General features: G+C 54.7%; 17 protein-coding genes. 12 read left to right on the plus strand and 5 right to left on the minus strand.

Features of this window, described 5'->3' with window-relative positions; genetic code table 11:
- Positions 1-9: 9 nt before the first annotated feature.
- The 4 genes from thrA to AC1MKH_RS03385 all read left to right on the plus strand — a co-directional run bounded on the left by thrA (position 10) and on the right by AC1MKH_RS03385 (position 5,228).
- On the plus strand, positions 10-2,472 hold the full coding sequence (gene thrA / locus AC1MKH_RS03370; RefSeq protein WP_276221918.1) for a bifunctional aspartate kinase/homoserine dehydrogenase I: 2,463 nt from the start codon (positions 10-12) through the stop codon (positions 2,470-2,472).
- Between the two features lies 1 nt (position 2,473).
- Complete coding sequence (gene thrB, locus AC1MKH_RS03375; RefSeq protein WP_276221920.1) at positions 2,474-3,403, plus strand: homoserine kinase; 930 nt, start codon at positions 2,474-2,476, stop codon at positions 3,401-3,403.
- Between the two features lie 3 nt (positions 3,404-3,406).
- Positions 3,407-4,693, plus strand: coding sequence for a threonine synthase (gene thrC / locus AC1MKH_RS03380; protein ID WP_276221922.1), 1,287 nt, complete (start codon positions 3,407-3,409; stop codon positions 4,691-4,693).
- 199 nt (positions 4,694-4,892) lie between these two features.
- Positions 4,893-5,228: a DUF2502 domain-containing protein gene (locus AC1MKH_RS03385; protein ID WP_276221924.1), complete on the plus strand. Its 336-nt coding sequence runs from the start codon at positions 4,893-4,895 to the stop codon at positions 5,226-5,228.
- A gap of 36 nt (positions 5,229-5,264) precedes the next feature.
- On the opposite strand, the gene yaaA is transcribed toward AC1MKH_RS03385, so the two are convergent.
- Both yaaA and AC1MKH_RS03395 read right to left on the minus strand, forming a co-directional pair.
- The gene (gene yaaA / locus AC1MKH_RS03390) at positions 5,265-6,041 is read right to left on the minus strand and encodes a peroxide stress protein YaaA (protein ID WP_276221925.1); all 777 of its coding nucleotides are present in this window, start codon (positions 6,039-6,041) and stop codon (positions 5,265-5,267) included.
- 77 nt (positions 6,042-6,118) lie between these two features.
- The gene (locus AC1MKH_RS03395) at positions 6,119-7,549 is read right to left on the minus strand and encodes an alanine/glycine:cation symporter family protein (RefSeq protein WP_276221927.1); all 1,431 of its coding nucleotides are present in this window, start codon (positions 7,547-7,549) and stop codon (positions 6,119-6,121) included.
- A gap of 251 nt (positions 7,550-7,800) precedes the next feature.
- On the opposite strand from AC1MKH_RS03395, the gene tal reads away from it, so the two are divergent.
- From tal to AC1MKH_RS03415, 4 genes are all read left to right on the plus strand, one after another.
- On the plus strand, positions 7,801-8,754 hold the full coding sequence (gene tal / locus AC1MKH_RS03400; protein ID WP_276221929.1) for a transaldolase: 954 nt from the start codon (positions 7,801-7,803) through the stop codon (positions 8,752-8,754).
- 133 nt (positions 8,755-8,887) lie between these two features.
- The gene (mog, locus tag AC1MKH_RS03405) at positions 8,888-9,475 is read left to right on the plus strand and encodes a molybdopterin adenylyltransferase (protein WP_276221931.1); all 588 of its coding nucleotides are present in this window, start codon (positions 8,888-8,890) and stop codon (positions 9,473-9,475) included.
- Positions 9,476-9,577: 102 nt separating this feature from the next.
- A complete protein-coding gene (locus AC1MKH_RS03410) occupies positions 9,578-10,891 on the plus strand; it encodes an MFS transporter (RefSeq protein ID WP_276221933.1) in 1,314 nt (437 codons plus the stop codon).
- Between the two features lie 56 nt (positions 10,892-10,947).
- Complete coding sequence (locus AC1MKH_RS03415) at positions 10,948-11,898, plus strand: Rpn family recombination-promoting nuclease/putative transposase (RefSeq protein ID WP_276221934.1); 951 nt, start codon at positions 10,948-10,950, stop codon at positions 11,896-11,898.
- 41 nt (positions 11,899-11,939) lie between these two features.
- Here the strand turns inward: AC1MKH_RS03415 and satP are convergent, their stop codons facing one another.
- From satP to AC1MKH_RS03430, 3 genes are all read right to left on the minus strand, one after another.
- Positions 11,940-12,506 carry an acetate uptake transporter gene (gene satP, locus AC1MKH_RS03420; protein ID WP_231825430.1) on the minus strand — a complete coding sequence of 189 codons (567 nt, stop codon included), beginning with the start codon at positions 12,504-12,506 and terminating at the stop codon, positions 11,940-11,942.
- 141 nt (positions 12,507-12,647) lie between these two features.
- Entirely contained in the window at positions 12,648-13,373 is a 726-nt protein-coding gene (msyB, locus tag AC1MKH_RS03425; RefSeq protein WP_276221936.1) for an acidic protein MsyB, read from the minus strand.
- Between the two features lie 38 nt (positions 13,374-13,411).
- On the minus strand, positions 13,412-13,816 hold the full coding sequence (locus tag AC1MKH_RS03430; RefSeq protein WP_370516875.1) for a DUF2541 family protein: 405 nt from the start codon (positions 13,814-13,816) through the stop codon (positions 13,412-13,414).
- 374 nt (positions 13,817-14,190) lie between these two features.
- Here AC1MKH_RS03430 and dnaK point away from each other — a divergent pair, with 374 nt between their 5' ends.
- The 4 genes from dnaK to nhaR all read left to right on the plus strand — a co-directional run bounded on the left by dnaK (position 14,191) and on the right by nhaR (position 19,674).
- Positions 14,191-16,113, plus strand: coding sequence for a molecular chaperone DnaK (dnaK, locus tag AC1MKH_RS03435; protein WP_276221938.1), 1,923 nt, complete (start codon positions 14,191-14,193; stop codon positions 16,111-16,113).
- An 86-nt stretch (positions 16,114-16,199) separates the two neighbouring features.
- Positions 16,200-17,333 (plus strand): molecular chaperone DnaJ, encoded by a 1,134-nt coding sequence (gene dnaJ / locus AC1MKH_RS03440; protein ID WP_015965988.1) that lies wholly within the window; start codon positions 16,200-16,202, stop codon positions 17,331-17,333.
- 203 nt (positions 17,334-17,536) lie between these two features.
- Complete coding sequence (nhaA, locus tag AC1MKH_RS03445) at positions 17,537-18,706, plus strand: Na+/H+ antiporter NhaA (RefSeq protein ID WP_276221941.1); 1,170 nt, start codon at positions 17,537-17,539, stop codon at positions 18,704-18,706.
- 71 nt (positions 18,707-18,777) lie between these two features.
- Positions 18,778-19,674 carry a transcriptional activator NhaR gene (gene nhaR, locus AC1MKH_RS03450; RefSeq protein ID WP_276221943.1) on the plus strand — a complete coding sequence of 299 codons (897 nt, stop codon included), beginning with the start codon at positions 18,778-18,780 and terminating at the stop codon, positions 19,672-19,674.
- The last annotated feature ends 31 nt before the right edge of the window (positions 19,675-19,705 follow it).

Here is a 19,705-nt window from a genome sequence, read left to right on the forward strand (position 1 = left end):
GTAACAACCATGCGAGTCTTGAAGTTCGGCGGTACATCAGTGGCAAATGCAGAACGTTTTCTGCGTGTTGCCGATATCCTGGAGAGCAACGCCAGGCAGGGGCAGGTAGCGACCGTGCTCTCTGCCCCGGCGAAAATCACTAATCACCTGGTGGCGATGATCGAAAAAACCATCGGCGGGGTGGATGCCCTTTCCAATATCGACGACGCTGAACGCATTTTTTCCGAACTTCTTCAGGGGCTTGCTGCGGCCCAGCCGGGGTTCCCGCTGGTTGAACTCAAACAAACGGTCGACAGCGAATTTGCCCAAATCAAACACATTCTGCATGGTATCAGCCTGCTGGGTCAGTGCCCGGACGGCGTTAACGCCGGGCTGATTTGCCGGGGCGAAAAACTCTCTATCGCCATCATGGCGGGGCTGCTGCGTGCTCGCGGCCACAACGTGACGGTTATCGATCCGGTCGAAAAACTGCTGGCGACGGGCCATTACCTCGAATCTACCGTCGATATCGCCGAATCCACCCGCCGTATCGCCGCCAGCCAGATCCCGGCTGACCATATGATCCTGATGGCCGGGTTCACCGCAGGCAATGAGAAGGGCGAACTGGTTGTGCTGGGGCGTAATGGCTCTGATTACTCCGCCGCCGTGCTGGCTGCCTGTTTACGTGCCGACTGTTGTGAAATCTGGACCGATGTCGATGGCGTGTATACCTGCGACCCGAGACAGGTGCCCGACGCCCGCCTGCTGAAGAGTATGTCGTATCAGGAGGCCATGGAGCTCTCCTACTTCGGCGCGAAAGTCCTTCACCCTCGTACCATTGCCCCTATCGCTCAATTCCAGATCCCTTGCCTGATTAAAAACACCGGAAACCCACAAGCGCCAGGTACGCTAATTGGCGGCAGCAGCGCGGAAGATGATTTACCGGTGAAAGGCATTTCTAACCTTAACAACATGGCGATGTTCAGCGTCTCCGGCCCCGGCATGAAGGGCATGGTAGGCATGGCGGCGCGCGTGTTCGCCACCATGTCGCGCGCGGGTATCTCCGTGGTGTTGATCACTCAATCATCGTCCGAGTACAGCATCAGTTTCTGCGTGCCGCAAAGCGATTGCGCGCGGGCGAAGAAGGCGATGGAAGATGAGTTCTATCTGGAGCTGAAAGAAGGGCTGCTGGAGCCGCTGGCGATCATGGAGCGCCTGGCGATTATCTCTGTCGTCGGCGACGGTATGCGTACCCTGCGCGGGATCTCGGCGAAGTTCTTTGCCGCGCTGGCGCGTGCCAATATCAATATTGTGGCGATTGCTCAGGGCTCGTCTGAGCGCTCGATTTCCGTGGTGGTCAGCAACGACGATGCCACTACCGGCGTGCGCGTCACGCATCAGATGCTGTTCAACACCGACCAGGTGATTGAAGTGTTTGTGGTTGGCGTCGGTGGCGTCGGCGGGGCGCTGCTGGAGCAAATCAAGCGCCAGCAGGCATGGCTGAAAAACAAACATATCGACCTGCGCGTGTGCGGCGTGGCGAATTCAAAAGCGCTGCTCACCAGTGTGCACGGCCTGAATCTTGAAAACTGGCAGGCGGAACTGGCAGAAGCAAAAGAGCCGTTTAACCTTGGCCGCCTGATTCGCCTGGTGAAAGAGTATCACCTGCTCAATCCGGTGATTGTTGACTGTACCTCCAGCCAGGCTGTTGCCGATCAATATGCTGACTTCCTGCGCGAAGGCTTCCACGTGGTCACGCCGAACAAAAAGGCGAACACCTCGTCGATGGATTACTATCACCAGCTGCGCCACGCGGCAGAGAAATCGCGGCGTAAATTCCTCTACGACACCAACGTCGGCGCGGGCCTGCCGGTGATCGAAAACCTGCAAAACCTGCTTAATGCGGGTGATGAGCTGCAACGCTTCTCCGGCATTCTTTCCGGCTCCCTGTCGTTTATCTTCGGCAAGCTGGATGAAGGCATGAGTTTCTCTGAAGCAACAAAAGTGGCGCGCGAAATGGGCTATACCGAACCCGACCCGCGTGATGACCTCTCAGGGATGGACGTGGCGCGTAAGCTACTTATTTTAGCCCGCGAAACCGGACGTAGCCTCGAATTGAGTGATATGGTGGTGGAGTCGGTGCTGCCGGAAAGCTTCGACGCTTCGGGTGATACCGAAAGCTTTATGGCGCGTCTGCCGCAGCTGGATGACGAATTTTCCGCCCGCGTGGCGAAAGCGCGCGATGAAGGTAAAGTGCTGCGCTACGTCGGTAACATTGACGAAGACGGCGTGTGCCGCGTGAAGATCGACGCCGTTGACGGTAACGATCCGCTCTACAAAGTCAAAAACGGCGAGAACGCGCTGGCGTTTTACAGCCACTATTATCAACCGCTGCCGCTGGTTCTGCGCGGCTACGGTGCGGGGAACGACGTCACGGCCGCCGGGGTGTTCGCTGACCTGTTACGTACCCTGTCATGGAAGTTAGGAGTTTAAGATGGTCAAAGTATATGCCCCGGCTTCCAGTGCCAATATGAGCGTCGGGTTCGATGTATTAGGCGCGGCGGTGACGCCCATCGACGGCAGCCTGTTGGGCGATAACGTGTCGGTAGACGCGGCGGAAAGCTTCAGCCTGCGTAATGTCGGGCGCTTTGCCGATAAATTACCGACTGAGCCAAAAGAGAATATCGTTTATCAGTGCTGGGAACGTTACTGCCAGGAAATCGGTAAAACCGTTCCGGTGGCGATGACGCTCGAAAAAAACATGCCGATTGGTTCCGGGCTGGGTTCCAGCGCCTGTTCCGTGGTGGCGGCGCTGGTGGCGCTGAATGAATTCTGCGGTAAGCCGCTGGACGAAACCCGCATGCTGGCCCTGATGGGCGAGATGGAAGGGCGTATCTCCGGCAGCGTGCATTACGATAACGTTGCGCCGTGCTATCTGGGCGGCATGCAACTAATGATCGAGGAAAACGGCATCATCAGCCAGCAGGTTCCGGGGTTTGATGAATGGCTGTGGGTGCTGGCATACCCCGGTATCAAAGTATCGACGGCGGAAGCGCGGGCGATTTTGCCCGCCCAGTATCGCCGTCAGGACTGTATTGCGCATGGCCGCCATCTGGCCGGTTTTATTCATGCCTGTTATTCCCGCCAGCCTCTGCTGGCGGCGAAATTGATGAAAGATGTGATTGCCGAACCGTATCGCACCAAACTGCTGCCAGGCTTCAGCCAGGCGCGCCAGGCGGTGGCGGAGATTGGCGCACTCGCCTGTGGTATTTCCGGTTCCGGGCCGACGCTGTTCGCCCTGTGTGATAAACCAGATACCGCGCAGCGCGTGGCTGACTGGCTGGGCAAACATTATCTGCAAAATCAGGAAGGCTTCGTTCATATTTGCCGGCTGGACACGGCGGGCGCACGAGTAGTGGGATAACCGATGAAACTCTATAACTTAAAAGATCACAACGAGCAGGTCAGCTTCGCGCAGGCCATCACCCAGGGCCTGGGCAAGAATCAGGGGCTGTTTTTCCCGCACGACCTGCCGGAGTTCAACCTCACTGAGGTGGATGAGATGCTGGAAATGGACTTCGTGCCGCGCAGCGCGAAAATCCTCTCCGCGTTCATCGGCGATGAAATCCCGCAGGAGTTGCTGGAAGAGCGCGTTCGCGCAGCCTTTGCCTTCCCGGCGCCGGTAAGCCAGGTGCAGGAAGACGTCGGCTGTCTGGAGCTGTTCCACGGCCCGACCCTGGCATTTAAAGACTTTGGTGGTCGCTTTATGGCGCAGATGCTGACCCATATCAGCGGCGACAAACCGGTTACCATTCTGACCGCAACGTCTGGCGATACTGGCGCGGCGGTGGCGCATGCGTTTTATGGCCTGCCAAACGTACGCGTGGTTATCCTTTACCCGCGCGGCAAAATCAGCCCGTTGCAGGAAAAACTGTTCTGTACCCTGGGCGGCAACATTGAAACTGTGGCTATCGACGGCGATTTCGATGCCTGCCAGGCGTTGGTGAAACAAGCCTTCGACGACGAAGAGCTGAAAGTGGCGCTGGGGCTTAACTCGGCTAACTCCATTAACATCAGCCGCCTGCTGGCGCAGATTTGCTACTACTTCGAAGCGGTCGCGCAACTGCCGCAGGAAGCCCGTAATCAACTGGTGGTCTCTGTGCCAAGCGGTAACTTCGGTGACCTGACCGCAGGCTTGCTGGCGAAATCCCTTGGCCTGCCGGTGAAACGCTTTATCGCTGCCACTAACGTCAATGATACCGTGCCGCGCTTCCTGCAACAGGGCGAATGGGCGCCGAAATCGACGCAGGCGACGCTGTCTAATGCCATGGATGTCAGCCAGCCGAACAACTGGCCGCGCGTGGAAGAGCTGTTCCGCCGTAAAATCTGGCGTCTGAACGAGCTGGGCTATGCCGCCGTGGATGATGAAACCACCAAAGCGACCATGCGCGAACTGCGTGGGCTGGGGTATTTGTCTGAACCTCACGCGGCGGTGGCTTACCGCGCGCTGCGCGATCAGCTCAACCCAGGCGAATATGGTCTGTTCCTTGGCACGGCGCATCCGGCGAAGTTTAAAGAGAGCGTGGAAGAAATTTTGCAGGAAACACTGCCGCTGCCGAAAGAACTGGCGGACCGTGCCGATCTGCCGCTGCTCTCCCATAACCTGCCGGCGGATTTTGCCGCGCTGCGCCAGTTGATGATGAGTCAGGCGTAATCCACAGGTGTCCTCTCCTGATTGCCCGCTAAGCGGGCAATTGTGGAGAGAATGTGGACGGAAAAAGCAGGAAAAACACAGGAATTACCAATAGATGCGGGCCATCACAGAATAGGATTGCGGAGAATAACAACCGTCGTCCTATAAGGTTATTCTTATCTCATAGGCCGAAAGGCAGATGATGAATGAGGAATAACCTATGTCGAAGTTGAAACCTGTGATCCTTGCACTGTCTATGATGCTGGCGGCTCCGGCGATGGTTCATGCAGCAGAAATCACCCTGATCCCTGCTGTGAAGCTCCAGATTGGCGATCGCGATAATAACGGTAATTACTGGGATGGCGGCCACTGGCGCGACCGTGATTACTGGAATAATCACTATGAGTGGCGAGACAACCGCTGGCACGCGCATAACCCGCCAAAACCGCATCATGATAATCGTGATAAACACAAACATAACGATAAACATGATGGTCCCGGTAATCACGGGGGCAAGAATGATTATCGCCCCGGCCAGGGGAACGGCCATCGTTAATGCTTCTACGGCGCGGTATTTACCGCGCCGTTTTGTTTATGCCTGTTCGTGACGTTTAAACACCAGCTCATCCGCCGTGGATGACGGTGCATCAAAGCGATACCCTTCGCTGTTAAACGTTGACAGCTGTTCCGGCTTCGTCAGGCGATGCTCAATAATAAAGCGGCTCATCAGCCCGCGCGCTTTCTTGGCGTAGAAGCTAATGACTTTGAACTTGCCGTTTTTTTCATCGAGGAAGACCGGCTTGATAATGCGGCCCTTCAGCGCCTTCGGTTTTACCGATTTGAAATACTCATCGGACGCCAGATTGACCACGATGTCATCGCCCTGTGAGTCCAGCGCCGAATTCAGTTTTTCCGTGATGATGTCGCCCCAGAACTGGTACAGGTCTTTCCCGCGCGCGTTTTCCAGGCGAATGCCCATCTCCAGGCGGTAAGGCTGCATTAAATCCAGCGGGCGCAGTACGCCGTACAGGCCGGAAAGCATGCGCAGGTGTTTCTGGGCGAAATCGAAATCCGCCTCGCTGAAGGTTTCTGCCTGCAGGCCCGTGTAGACGTCGCCTTTAAAGGCCAGTATCGCCTGGCGGGCGTTGTCCGGCGTGAAATCAGGCTGCCAGTCGTGGAAACGGGTGGCGTTGAGATCCGCCAGCTTGTCACTAATGCCCATCAGCTTTTTGATTTGCGGCGCGGAAAGTTTCCGCGCTTCGCGAATCAGCTGTTGAGAGTGGTCCAGCAGCTCGGGCTGGGTGTAGCGCGTGGTCGCCAGCTCGCTTTGATAATCGAGCGTCTTCGCGGGGGAGATCAGAATCAGCATATCCAGTCCTTACTAAAAATTTCACTCAACTTTAACAAAAAAAGCGGGTGAGCGGATCGATTGCTGTGATTGCCGCGCTATTCGCGCGGCGGCTCATCCCACGCGCCAGGGGCCAGCTGCTGTTCGATATCCGGATAATAGCGGGCATTGAACACCGGCTGCACGCCCAGTTTTCGCTGGCGCAGATAGTCGCGGGCAATGATGCGCACTACCGGAGAAAGCAGTAACAAGGCTGTCAGGTTGGTGATTGCCATGAGCGCCATAATGACGTCTGCCAGTTGCCAGATTACTGGCATACTCAACAGGCTACCCGCCAGCACCATAAGAAGGGTGACTACCCTCAAAATCCAAACGGTTACGCGGTTGTGCAGGCGTAAGAAAACCAGGTTGTTTTTGGCGTAGAGATAGTTTGCGACGATGGACGTTATGGCAAAGAGCACCATGATAAAGGCCACAAAACCTGCACCCCAGTCGCCAACCAACATATTCATCGACTGTTGGATCAGGTGAACACCGCTGTGAGTCACTATTTCAGTATCGTGGCCGGAGAGTAAAACGACCATTGCACTGGCGGTACAGATGATAACAGTATCGATAAACACGCCAATCATTTGGACGATGCCCTGAGCCGCAGGATGCGGTGGCCAGGAGGCTGCTGCTGCCGCAATATTAGGCGTAGAACCCATGCCGGCTTCATTAGAGAACATCCCGCGTTGAAAACCGTTAGTAATAGCCTGACTGATGGTGTATCCCACTGCGCCCGAGGCGGCTTCCTGCCAGCCAAAGGCACTGCGCACGATCATTTCGATAAGTGCCGGGATCTCCACGATGTGCCAGAGACTGATGATGAGACTGGCGCCGACCCACAGAATGGCCATCAGTGGTGCCAGCCATTGCATCATGCGCGCGAGTTGCCTCAGGCTACGTGTTATCAACAGCATAACGGCGATCCCGGCGATGATCCCGGTGGCGAGCTTCGGCGTATCGAAAGCAAATTCCAGCGAGCGGGCCATCGAATTGGCCTGAACGGTATTGAAGATCAGGCCATAAGCCAGCAGCAGGAAAATCGAAAAGACCACGCCCATCCAGCGCATGCCTAATCCGCGCTCCATGTACCATGCGGGGCCGCCGCGAAAATGTCCCGCGTCGTCTTTTTCTTTATAGAGTTGCGCCAGTGAAGACTCGGCGAAACTACTGGCCATACCGACGATGGCTGAAACCCACATCCAGAAGACCGCCCCGGGCCCACCGACGGTAATGGCGATGGCGACGCCCGCCAGATTGCCGCTGCCAACGCGTGCGGCCAGGCTGACGCATAACACCTGGAAAGAGGTTAACCCCCCTTTTTGCGGCGTCAGACTACCTTTCAGACTTTTGCCAAACTGGCGGATATAGCGAAACTGTACGTAACCGGTGCGCCAGGTAAACCAGACTCCGCATCCGAGGAGCAGGTAGATCATCACGGAACCCCAAAGGATTTCGCCGATAAAAGAAAGGAAATCAGGCATTAAACGTCCTCTTGTTTATGCCGAAACAGGGGCCCAATGTGCAAAATGACCGTGAAAAGCACGATTCGATTCAGCCCGTGTAAGCGTTACCAATTTAAGGGCAAACCATTGCCAGCCCTGAATGTTGAATGAATCAGTTTATCATACTCTGCGCTCTCTGGACTCCGGCAGTTGCGCTGACGTTGGGGCGTGATATCATCGAAGAAGACCGGTTACATCCCCCTAACAGCTGTTTAAAGAGAAACACTATCATGACGGACAAATTGACATCTCTACGTCAGTACACAACCGTAGTGGCTGACACCGGAGACATCGCGGCGATGAAGCTGTATCAGCCTCAGGATGCGACAACTAACCCTTCTCTGATTCTGGGCGCCGCTCAGATCCCTGAGTATCGTAAACTGATCGACGAAGCGATTGCCTGGGCGCGTAGCCAGAGCAGCGATCGCGCGCAGCAGGTTGTCGATGCTACCGATAAGCTGGCCGTAAACATTGGCCTGGAAATCCTGAAACTGGTCCCGGGCCGTATCTCCACCGAAGTGGATGCGCGCCTTTCCTATGACACCGATGCGTCTATCGCCAAAGCAAAACGTCTGATCAAGCTTTACAACGATGCTGGCATCAGCAACGACCGTATTCTGATCAAACTGGCGTCCACCTGGCAGGGCATTCGTGCCGCTGAGCAGCTGGAAAAAGACGGTATCAACTGTAACCTGACGCTGCTGTTCTCCTTCGCACAGGCTCGCGCTTGCGCCGAAGCGGGCGTGTTCCTGATCTCCCCGTTCGTGGGCCGTATTCTTGACTGGTATAAAACCAATACCGACAAAAAAGAGTACGCACCGGCTGAAGATCCGGGCGTGGTTTCCGTGAGCGAAATCTACGAATATTACAAACAGCACGGCTACGAAACTGTCGTGATGGGCGCAAGCTTCCGTAATATCGGCGAAATTCTGGAACTGGCTGGCTGTGACCGCCTGACCATCGCTCCGGCACTGCTGAAAGAGCTGGCTGAAAGCGAAGGCGCTATCGAGCGTAAACTGGCTTACACCGGCGAAGTGAAAGCGCGTCCGGCGCGTATCACTGAGTCTGAGTTCCTGTGGCAGCACAACCAGGACCCGATGGCCGTTGATAAACTGGCGGAAGGTATCCGTAAGTTTGCTATCGACCAGGAAAAACTGGAAAAAATGATCGGCGACCTGCTGTAATTCAGCCTTAGGTTCCGCATAAATAACCCGCACTTCGTTATGAAGGCGGGTTATTTTTTTATCTGTGTCATGCGATCGCCCGTTATTCCCGTGTATCATTTCGCCTAACAGTACAAGTTTGAACGGAATGACTATGAACACTTTACGTATCGGCCTGGTGTCAATCTCTGACCGCGCATCCAGCGGCGTTTATCAGGATAAAGGTATCCCGGCCCTCGAATCGTGGCTCGGCAAAACGCTGACCACCCCTTTTGAACTCCAGACGCGCCTGATCCCCGATGAACAACCTATCATTGAGCAAACCCTGTGCGAGCTGGTGGATGAAATGAGCTGTCATCTGGTGCTGACGACTGGCGGTACGGGTCCGGCGCGTCGCGACGTCACGCCGGATGCCACGCTGGCGATTGCCGACCGGGTGATGCCGGGCTTTGGCGAACAAATGCGTCAGGTGAGCCTGCACTTTGTGCCTACCGCAATCCTCTCCCGCCAGGTTGGCGTGATCCGCAAACAGGCGTTAATCCTTAATCTGCCGGGTCAGCCGAAAGCGATTGAGGAAACGCTGGAAGGCGTTAAAGACGCGGAAGGAAAAGTGTTGGTCAACGGTATCTTTGCCAGCGTGCCCTACTGTATACAGCTGCTGGAAGGGCCGTACATCGAAACCGACAGCCAGGTGGTAGCAGCTTTTCGCCCGAAAAGCGCGCGTCGCGAAACGAACGCCTGAAAGTAACGCATTCATGAGATAACCTTCCGCTCCGCTGGAGTGGCAGTTTCCTTACGGTATATTAACTTTTAGTTTACATATGCCGTAAGGGGCGAAGGTTTCATGTCACACTACGCACGACCTCTCAATCGACAGGATTATAAAACCCTGACGCTCGCCGCGCTCGGCGGGGCGCTGGAGTTTTACGATTTCATCATTTTCGTCTTCTTCGCTGCCGTCATTGGCGAGCTTTTCTTCCCGGCTGATATCCCCGAATGGCTACGCCAGGTGCAAACCTTTGGTATCTTCGCGGCGGGGTATCTGGCGCGCCCGCTGGGCGGCATTGTGATGGCGCATTTCGGTGACATTGTCGGGCGTAAGAAGATGTTTACCCTGAGTATTCTGCTAATGGCCGTGCCGACGCTGGCGATGGGCCTGCTGCCCACCTACGCCAGCGCCGGGCTTGCCGCGCCGTTGCTTCTGTTGTTGATGCGCATTCTTCAGGGGGCGGCTATTGGCGGCGAAGTGCCGGGGGCGTGGGTGTTTGTCGCGGAACATGTACCTGCGCGGCGCACTGGTATCGCCTGCGGAACGCTGACGGCAGGGCTGACGGTTGGCATTTTACTTGGCTCCGTGGTGGCGACGTTAATTAACACCAATATGACGACGCAAACAATTCACGATGGTGGCTGGCGAATTCCGTTCCTGCTGGGCGGCGCATTTGGCCTGGTGGCGATGTACCTGCGGCGCTGGTTGCAGGAGACGCCCATTTTTCTCGAAATGCAGCAGCGTAAGACGCTGGCGCAGGAACTGCCGGTGAAGGCAGTGGTGGTCCACCACCGGAAAGCCGTGGTGGTATCGATGCTGCTGACCTGGCTGCTCTCCGCCGGGATTGTGGTGGTGATCCTGATGTCGCCGGTCTGGCTGCAAAAGCACTACGGCTTTGCACCTGCCCTGACGCTTCAGGCTAACAGTCTGGCGACCGTGATGCTTTGCGTCGGTTGTCTGCTCGCCGGTCTGGCGGCGGACCGATGGGGAGCCAGTCGCACCTTTATCCTCGGCAGCCTGCTGCTGGGGGGCTCCAGCTGGATTTTCTATCATTTTGCCGGGCTCAGCGTGGCGCATCTGTTTGGGCTTTATGGGCTGGTCGGTTTGTGCGTCGGCGTGGTCGGCGCGGTGCCTTACGTCATGGTGCGCGCGTTTCCTCCGGCGGTGCGTTTTAGCGGGATCTCCTTTTCGTATAACGTCTCGTACGCCATCTTTGGCGGCCTGACGCCTGTGGTGGTGACGTTACTGATGAGCGTCTCGCCGCTGGCTCCGGCATGGTACGTACTGGCGTTGTCGCTACTGGGGCTGGTTCTGGGGATAGCGTTGCGCCAGGATGCGCAGGAGGAGGGTAATTACGAGCAGGCTTCCAGATTAGATATGCATTCCTGACAGGCACGCGCGGCGGAGTAATACTGCGCCGCGAATCGGCTTATCAGGAGGAAACGATGACAGGGAAAGTCTCAGCAGGGCCGCACGATGCCTTTTTTCGCCAGGTGATGACACAGCCCGATGCGGCGCGCGATTTTCTGGATATTCATCTTCCGCAAGATGTACGCGCGATGTGTGATTTAAGTACGCTCCAGCTGGAGTCCGGTAACTTTATTGAAGACGACTTACGCGCCCGCTATTCCGATGTGCTGTGGTCGGTGCAGATGAACCAGCAAAAAGGCTACCTGTATGCGTTGATTGAGCATCAAAGTAAACCGGATAAACAGATGACCCAACGGCTGATGCGTTACTCGCTGGCGGCGATGCAGCGCCATGTTGAAGCGGGTCATGAAACGTTGCCGGTGGTTGTACCGATTCTGTTCTACCACGGCGCGACGCGGCCTTATCCCTACTCGATGTGCTGGTTTGATGCATTTTCCGATGCGGAGCTGGCAAAGCGGATCTACACGGCTCCCTTTCCGTTAGTTGATATTACCGAAGTCCCGGATGACGCGATTCTTACCCATCGGCGGATCGCGATTCTTGAGTTCCTGCAAAAGCATATCCGTCAGCGCGATCTCATGGCCCTGACGGCATCGCTGGTCAAGCTTTTACAGGCGGGATACACTTCGGATAGTCAGCTGCGAACCGCGCTGACGTATATCCTACAGGTTGGTTTCACCGAAGATAAAAGCGCATTTTTTCGCGAACTGGCGGAAGGCGTATCGCAGCAGGGAGAGGTTATCATGACATTGGCTGAGGAACTGAGACAGGAAGGTCTGGCGCAGGGGCTTGAACAAGGAATTGAACAAGGAATTGAACAAGGTCTGGTGCAAGGCCTGGAAAAAGGCCGTGAAGAAGCCACGTTCAAAATCGCTCAGGCGATGATCGCAAGCGGTATCGATCGGCTACAGATTTTACAGCTGACGGGGCTTTCGGAAGAGATGCTGGAAACGCTGGCGCGCTGATGTCGGATATCGCTCCTGCCCGCAGGCAGGAGCCACAACGATTAGTGAGATTCACCAATCGGCAGTACGGTGCGGCCAAACTGTTCGTTCAGCACTTCACCCATCGCCAGGTAGATGGCGCTGGCGCCACACACCAGGCCAATCCAGCCTGCAACATGAACGATGCTTTCATTATCCACCAGGTGGCCGATTGCCAGCAGGGCAAACAGTACGGTCAGGCTCAGGAAGACGAACTGCAACGCGCGCGCGCCTTTCAGCGTACCGAAGAACATGAACAGGGTGAAGACGCCCCACAGGCCCAGGTACACACCCAGGAAATGAGCGTCAGCCGCATCGGCCAGACCCATTTTCGGCAGCAGCAGAATCGCGACCAGCGTCAGCCAGAAGGAACCGTAAGAGGTAAAGGCGGTTAAACCGAAGGTATTGCCTTTTTTAAATTCCAGCAGGCCGGCAAAAATTTGCGCGATACCGCCGTAAAAAATGCCCATCGCCAGGATGATGCCATCCATCGGGAAAAGCCCAATATTGTGCAGGTTCAGCAAAATAGTGGTCATGCCGAAACCCATCAGACCCAGCGGAGCCGGATTAGCCAACTTAGTGTTGCCCATAATTCCTCAAAAAAATCATCATTAAATGGTGAAATAATTTTCCCGCGCAACGATACAGGCAGCGGGGCGCGGCATAATAATCAGGCGAAGTGTGGCTGTCTATGATCTGATCAGGGGAAAATGAAATATTTCCCCCTTTTATCATTGATGCGCGCTTAACCGCGCGTTTTCGATGATTCGCCGCAGGCAGGCGATGCGCAATACGGCGGGGATCGTCACCCGATAAGCGCTGCCGCTCATGGCTTTTACGCCGTTGACTGCCGCGCCGACCGGGCCTCCAAGACCCGCACCGCGCATCATGCCGTGGCCAATGACGCTGACGGCGGCATGAGTACGCAAAATATGGCCGAGTTGATCCCCTAACAGGTGTGAAACCCCGTGCGCCAGCTTCGGTGACTGGATAAGCTGTGGTAACAGGGTTTCAAGCTCATGAACTCTGCATTCTACGGCTTCCAGAAAGCGTCCCTTCTGTGCGTCGGTCATTTTTTTCCAGCAGCTGCGGATAAAATGGGCCAGCAGTTCATGCTCAATTTCCCAGGTGGACATGGTTTTGTCCGGTTTCAGACTCAATCGCTTAGCGACGTCTACCAGAATTGCGCGATACAGCTTCCCGTGCCCGCGAAATTTATTGGCGATGCTGTCTCCGCCAAAATGCTGGAGTTCACCGGCAATTAATTGCCAGTTTTGCCGATGTCGCGCCGGATGGCCGTCCATCGCCATAAACAGTTCGTTATGCAACAGGCCGCTGGATAAACGGCGTTTACCTTTTTCATTATGGGTTAGCAACCGGGCAAAGCTTTCCAGTTGCTCCTCGCTACAGTGTTGAAGAAACTGCAGATCGTCATCGTTAAGATAGGGGACGTTCATGGTTTGCTTATTTTCTACTGTGTGAATGACAGGTGATGTTAGTCATCACCAATGATTTTAAGGGTCGCCATATCGGAGGAGTTCACCGTATGGCCGGAGAAAGTGATTTTTGACACGCAGCGTTTGTTGTCATTGTCGCTGTTAATGTTGATCCACTCTGTCGTGACGCCTTCTTTCAGTTCGGATGGCACAGATAAACTCTGGCTGGCGCTTTTGGCCGCTTTAAAGTAGACGGAGGCCCCGCTGAGCTGCGCATCACCGTGGTCGACGGTGATTTGGATACGCTTCACGACCCGGCAAACGGGTAACTTGAGTGTCAGATCGTTGGTTTCATTGCGGGGGAGCGCAATCACGCCCAACAGCTTGTGATCGTTGGCGTGGGCCGCGTTGACCAGCAGCAAGCTTAATAACAGGCTGGCGGAGGCATGGGTGAATGGCGTCATGATTATCCCTGGCATAAAAAGGTTTTATTCCTCGCAGGATAATGATTTCAATAAGTGGGAGTTGAGCTTTTAGTGCCTGTTTTGTTTTTATTATCAATCGGTTAATGAATATTTTTGACGTTATTAATTCATTTGATAAATAAACTCCCGCAAACATCGCTTTCTGTTTATCGCGTTTTTTTCCGCCGTCTGTTTAGCAATACAAAAAATTTTTTACCTTTCCCCCTTGATGGATGCGGTTACGACCCCATCTTGTAGTCAACCGCAGTGGTGAGTCTGAAAAAAAACGATTCAGGGCAGTTGAAACGGCACGTTTCGCCCTTATTACAGATTCACAACCACATGTTGACCGAATTTTTAGTGGAGACGTTTAGATGGGTAAAATTATTGGTATCGACCTGGGTACTACCAACTCTTGTGTAGCGATTATGGATGGCACTACTGCACGTGTGCTGGAGAACGCCGAGGGCGATCGCACCACACCTTCTATCATTGCTTATACCCAGGATGGTGAAACTCTGGTTGGTCAGCCGGCTAAACGTCAGGCAGTGACAAACCCGCAAAACACCCTGTTTGCGATTAAACGCCTGATTGGCCGCCGCTTCCAGGACGAAGAAGTTCAGCGTGACGTTTCTATCATGCCGTACAAAATCGTTGCCGCAGACAATGGCGACGCATGGCTGGATGTGAAAGGCACCAAAACTGCACCGCCGCAGATCTCTGCTGAAGTGCTGAAAAAAATGAAGAAAACGGCTGAAGATTACCTGGGTGAACCGGTAACGGAAGCGGTTATCACCGTACCTGCATACTTCAACGATGCTCAGCGTCAGGCAACCAAAGATGCTGGCCGTATCGCAGGTCTGGAAGTAAAACGTATCATCAACGAACCGACCGCTGCCGCACTGGCTTACGGCCTGGATAAAGAAGTCGGCAACCGCACTATCGCGGTGTACGACCTGGGTGGTGGTACTTTCGATATCTCTATTATCGAAATCGACGAAGTTGACGGCGAAAAAACCTTCGAAGTTCTGGCAACCAACGGTGATACCCACCTGGGTGGTGAAGACTTCGATACCCGTCTGATCAACTACCTCGTTGACGAATTTAAGAAAGATCAGGGCATTGACCTGCGTAACGACCCGCTGGCCATGCAGCGCCTGAAAGAAGCAGCAGAAAAAGCCAAAATCGAGCTTTCCTCTGCTCAGCAGACCGACGTGAACCTGCCGTACATCACCGCAGATGCGACCGGTCCGAAACACATGAACATTAAAGTGACGCGTGCGAAACTGGAAAGCCTGGTTGAAGATCTGGTTAACCGTTCTATCGACCCGCTGAAAGTGGCTCTGCAAGATGCTGGCCTGTCCGTATCCGACGTTCAGGACGTTATCCTGGTCGGTGGTCAGACGCGTATGCCAATGGTTCAGAAGAAAGTAGCTGAATTCTTTGGTAAAGAGCCGCGTAAAGACGTGAACCCGGATGAAGCTGTGGCTATCGGTGCTGCGGTTCAGGGTGGTGTACTGACGGGTGAAGTGAAAGACGTACTGCTGCTGGACGTTACCCCGCTGTCTCTGGGTATCGAAACCATGGGTGGCGTGATGACTGCGCTCATCAACAAAAACACCACGATCCCGACGAAACACAGCCAGGTGTTCTCTACCGCTGAAGACAACCAGTCTGCGGTAACCATCCATGTGATTCAGGGTGAACGTAAACGTGCGTCTGATAACAAATCTCTGGGTCAGTTCAACCTGGATGGTATCAGCCCGGCACCGCGCGGCATGCCGCAGATCGAAGTCACCTTCGATATCGATGCTGATGGTATCCTGCACGTTTCCGCGAAAGACAAAAACAGCGGTAAAGAGCAGAAAATCACCATCAAGGCTTCTTCTGGCCTGAATGAAGAAGAGATCCAGAAAATGGTGCGCGAAGCGGAAGCGAACGCCGAATCTGACCGTAAGTTCGAAGAACTGGTTCAGACGCGTAACCAGGGTGACCATCTGCTGCACAGCACCCGTAAGCAGGTTGAAGAAGCAGGCGACCAGTTGCCGGCTGATGACAAAACCGCTATCGAGTCTGCACTGACTGCACTGGAAGGTTCTCTGAAAGGCGAAGATAAAGCCGACATTGAAGCGAAAATGCAGGCGCTGGCACAGGTTTCCCAGAAACTGATGGAAATCGCTCAGCAGCAGCATGCACAGCAGCAGGCTGGCGCAGCAGGCGCTGACGCTTCCGCGAACAATGCTAAAGATGACGACGTTGTCGATGCAGAGTTCGAAGAAGTAAAAGATAAAAAATAATCGCCCTTTGATTGGGTAATTACTGACACGGGCGAAGAGGGTTTCCTCTCCGCCCGTTCATGCATGTTAGGGGCAGATAAAAAACAATGGCAAAGCAAGACTATTACGAGATTTTAGGCGTTTCCAAAACAGCGGAAGAGCGTGAAATCAAAAAGGCGTACAAGCGCCTGGCCATGAAATATCACCCGGACCGCAACCAGGGTGATAAAGAAGCCGAAGCCAAATTTAAAGAAATTAAAGAGGCTTACGAAATCCTGACCGACGCGCAGAAGCGTGCGGCCTACGACCAGTACGGTCATGCTGCCTTTGAACAGGGTGGTATGGGCGGTGGCGGCGGCTTTGGCGGCGGCGCTGACTTCAGCGATATCTTTGGTGACGTATTTGGCGACATCTTCGGCGGCGGTCGTGGCCGTCAGCGTGCTTCACGCGGTGCCGACCTGCGCTACAACATGGAATTGACCCTTGAAGAAGCGGTCCGTGGTGTCACCAAAGAGATCCGTATCCCGACGCTGGAAGAGTGTGACGTCTGCCACGGCAGCGGTGCTAAAGCGGGGACCCAGCCGCAAACCTGCCCGACCTGTCATGGTGCAGGCCAGGTGCAGATGCGTCAGGGCTTCTTCGCCGTACAGCAGACCTGTCCGCACTGTCAGGGCCGCGGTACGTTGATCAAAGATCCGTGCAACAAATGTCACGGTCATGGTCGCGTTGAGAAAACCAAAACTCTGTCGGTTAAAATTCCGGCGGGTGTGGATACCGGCGATCGCATTCGCCTTTCTGGCGAAGGTGAAGCAGGCGAACATGGCGCACCAGCAGGCGATCTGTACGTTCAGGTTCAGGTAAAACAGCACGCTATCTTCGAGCGTGAAGGCAATAACCTGTACTGTGAAGTGCCGATTAACTTCGCCATGGCGGCGCTGGGCGGCGAAATTGAGGTGCCGACGCTGGACGGTCGCGTTAACCTGAAAGTGCCTGGTGAAACCCAAACCGGCAAACTGTTCCGTATGCGCGGGAAAGGTGTGAAATCTGTTCGCGGTGGTGCGCAGGGTGACCTGCTGTGCCGCGTAGTGGTGGAGACCCCGGTTGGCCTGAACGACAAGCAGAAACAGTTGCTGAAAGAGTTGCAGGAAAGCTTTGGTGGCCCGACGGGTGAGAAAAACAGCCCGCGCTCTAAAAGCTTCTTCGATGGCGTGAAAAAGTTCTTTGACGATCTGACGCGCTAACGTTCTGCTTGCGCAGCAAAATCTGAAACCCCGTGCCTGCATGGGGTTTTTTATTTGTGCCAGGCCGGAGTAGCGTAGCGCATCCGGTAAAAGTAAACCTCGTAAAAACTGAATTATAATCCAGATATAAACTGATTTTGCCGATCTTTCTTTCACGATACCCTAGTTTAATCGATGAATAAGCAGTAAAAGAGAGAGTAAAAGTGAAACATTTACAGCGTTTCTTTCATAGTGATGCTTCTGGCGGGATTATCCTGATTATTGCGGCGACTCTCGCCATGCTTCTGGCTAACATGGGCGCGACCAGCGGTCTCTACCATGCGTTCCTGGACACGCCGGTCCAGTTGAAAGTGGGCGCCCTTGAAATCAATAAAAACATGCTGCTGTGGATCAACGATGCGTTGATGGCGGTCTTCTTCCTGCTGATTGGCCTGGAGGTCAAGCGCGAGATGGTTGAAGGCGCGCTGGCGACCCGTCGGCAGGCGATATTCCCGGTAGTGGCTGCGTTGGGCGGTATGGTGGTGCCGGCGCTGGTCTATCTGGCGTTCAACTTCCAGGATCCTGTTGCCAGCAGCGGTTGGGCGATCCCGGCGGCGACGGATATCGCTTTTGCCTTAGGTGTGCTGGCGCTGCTCGGCAGTCGCGTGCCTGCGTCGTTAAAAATCTTCCTGATGGCGCTGGCGATTATCGATGACCTGGGCGCGATCGTTATTATTGCGCTGTTTTATACCCATGACCTGTCGCTGTTGTCCCTGGCGATTGCGGCGGCGGCCATTGCGGCGCTGGCGATTCTCAACGTCAGCGGCGTGCGTCGCACCGGACTCTATATTCTGGTGGGCGTGATCCTGTGGACAGCGGTGCTGAAATCGGGCGTGCATGCCACGCTTGCCGGGGTGATTGTCGGCTTCTTTATTCCGCTGAAAACGGAAAACGGTAAATCACCGGCCAAACAACTGGAGCATGTGCTGCATCCCTGGGTGGCGTTTATGATTCTGCCGCTGTTCGCTTTTGCCAATGCGGGCGTATCCTTGCAGGGCGTGACGCTGGAAGGGTTAACCTCGCTGCTGCCGCTGGGCATTATCGCCGGTCTGTTTATCGGTAAGCCGCTGGGGATTTCCCTCTTCTGCTGGCTGGCGCTGAAACTCAAGCTGGCGCGTCTGCCGGAAGGGGCAAACTTCTCGCAGATCATGGCGGTTGGTTTGCTGTGCGGTATCGGTTTTACTATGTCTATCTTTATCGCCAGCCTCGCGTTTGGCGCGGTCGATCCAGAGCTGATCACCTGGGCAAAACTGGGCATTCTGCTGGGCTCGCTGCTGTCGGCGGTCGTGGGATACAGTTTGCTGCGTATGCATCTGAAGCCTGAAGATGCATAATTAGTGTGAATGATTTGCCGGATGGCTACGTTGCCATCCGGCGCGATAACATTTCAGGGAGGAAACCACAGATGTCGCACATTAACTACAACCATCTCTACTACTTCTGGCATGTTTACAAAGAAGGCTCTGTTGTCGGTGCCGCCGAAGCGCTGTACCTGACGCCGCAGACCATCACCGGGCAGATCAAAGCCCTTGAAGAGCGCTTGCAGGGCAAGCTTTTCAAACGCAAAGGGCGTGGCATTGAGCCGAGCGAACTGGGTGAACTGGTGTTTCGCTACGCCGATAAGATGTTCACCCTGAGCCAGGAGATGCTCGATATCATCAACTACCGCAAAGAGTCGAATTTGCTGTTTGATGTGGGCGTGGCGGATGCACTGTCAAAACGGCTGGTTAGCGGTGTGCTGGACGCGGCCGTCGTGGAAGATGAACAAATCCATCTGCGCTGCTTTGAATCGACACATGAGATGCTGCTGGAGCAGCTCAGCCAGCATAAGCTGGATATGATTATCTCCGATTGTCCGATCGATTCCACCCAGCAGGAAGGGCTGTTTTCGGTGAAGATTGGCGAATGTGGCGTCAGTTTTTGGTGCATGAATCCGCCGCCGGAAAAATCGTTTCCCGCCTGCCTGGAAGAGCGTCGTTTGTTAATACCGGGTCGCCGCTCGATGCTTGGGCGCAAGCTATTGAACTGGTTTAACACCCAGGGGCTGAAGGTCGAAATCCTCGGCGAGTTTGACGATGCGGCATTGATGAAAGCGTTTGGCTCTGCGCACAATGCGATTTTCGTGGCACCCACGCTTTACGGGCATGATTTCTTTGCCGACGAGAGCATTATCGAGATTGGCAGGATGGAAAACGTCATGGAGGAGTACCACGCAATATTTGCTGAGCGAATGATTCAGCATCCGGCGGTGCAGCGGATTTGTAACCGGGATTATTCTGCGCTATTTGCGCTTCCGCAATAAAACGCAGACGTAAAAAAACCCGCACGAGGCG

The sequence above is a fragment of the Pseudocitrobacter sp. CD920760 genome (assembly GCF_057782505.1).

Excerpts from the sequence above, each read along its gene's own strand:
- dnaK (WP_276221938.1), top strand. The coding sequence starts at position 14,191 with ATGGGTAAAATTATTGGTATCGACCTGGGTACTACCAACTCTTGTGTA.
- satP (WP_231825430.1), bottom strand. The coding sequence starts at position 12,506 with ATGGGCAACACTAAGTTGGCTAATCCGGCTCCGCTGGGTCTGATGGGT.
- AC1MKH_RS03410 (WP_276221933.1), top strand. The coding sequence starts at position 9,578 with ATGTCACACTACGCACGACCTCTCAATCGACAGGATTATAAAACCCTG.
- AC1MKH_RS03395 (WP_276221927.1), bottom strand. The coding sequence starts at position 7,549 with ATGCCTGATTTCCTTTCTTTTATCGGCGAAATCCTTTGGGGTTCCGTG.
- AC1MKH_RS03385 (WP_276221924.1), top strand. The coding sequence starts at position 4,893 with ATGTCGAAGTTGAAACCTGTGATCCTTGCACTGTCTATGATGCTGGCG.
- yaaA (WP_276221925.1), bottom strand. The coding sequence starts at position 6,041 with ATGCTGATTCTGATCTCCCCCGCGAAGACGCTCGATTATCAAAGCGAG.
- thrA (WP_276221918.1), top strand. The coding sequence starts at position 10 with ATGCGAGTCTTGAAGTTCGGCGGTACATCAGTGGCAAATGCAGAACGT.
- msyB (WP_276221936.1), bottom strand. The coding sequence starts at position 13,373 with ATGAACGTCCCCTATCTTAACGATGACGATCTGCAGTTTCTTCAACAC.
- nhaR (WP_276221943.1), top strand. The coding sequence starts at position 18,778 with ATGTCGCACATTAACTACAACCATCTCTACTACTTCTGGCATGTTTAC.
- thrC (WP_276221922.1), top strand. The coding sequence starts at position 3,407 with ATGAAACTCTATAACTTAAAAGATCACAACGAGCAGGTCAGCTTCGCG.
- mog (WP_276221931.1), top strand. The coding sequence starts at position 8,888 with ATGAACACTTTACGTATCGGCCTGGTGTCAATCTCTGACCGCGCATCC.
- AC1MKH_RS03415 (WP_276221934.1), top strand. The coding sequence starts at position 10,948 with ATGACAGGGAAAGTCTCAGCAGGGCCGCACGATGCCTTTTTTCGCCAG.
- dnaJ (WP_015965988.1), top strand. The coding sequence starts at position 16,200 with ATGGCAAAGCAAGACTATTACGAGATTTTAGGCGTTTCCAAAACAGCG.
- thrB (WP_276221920.1), top strand. The coding sequence starts at position 2,474 with ATGGTCAAAGTATATGCCCCGGCTTCCAGTGCCAATATGAGCGTCGGG.
- tal (WP_276221929.1), top strand. The coding sequence starts at position 7,801 with ATGACGGACAAATTGACATCTCTACGTCAGTACACAACCGTAGTGGCT.
- AC1MKH_RS03430 (WP_370516875.1), bottom strand. The coding sequence starts at position 13,816 with ATGACGCCATTCACCCATGCCTCCGCCAGCCTGTTATTAAGCTTGCTG.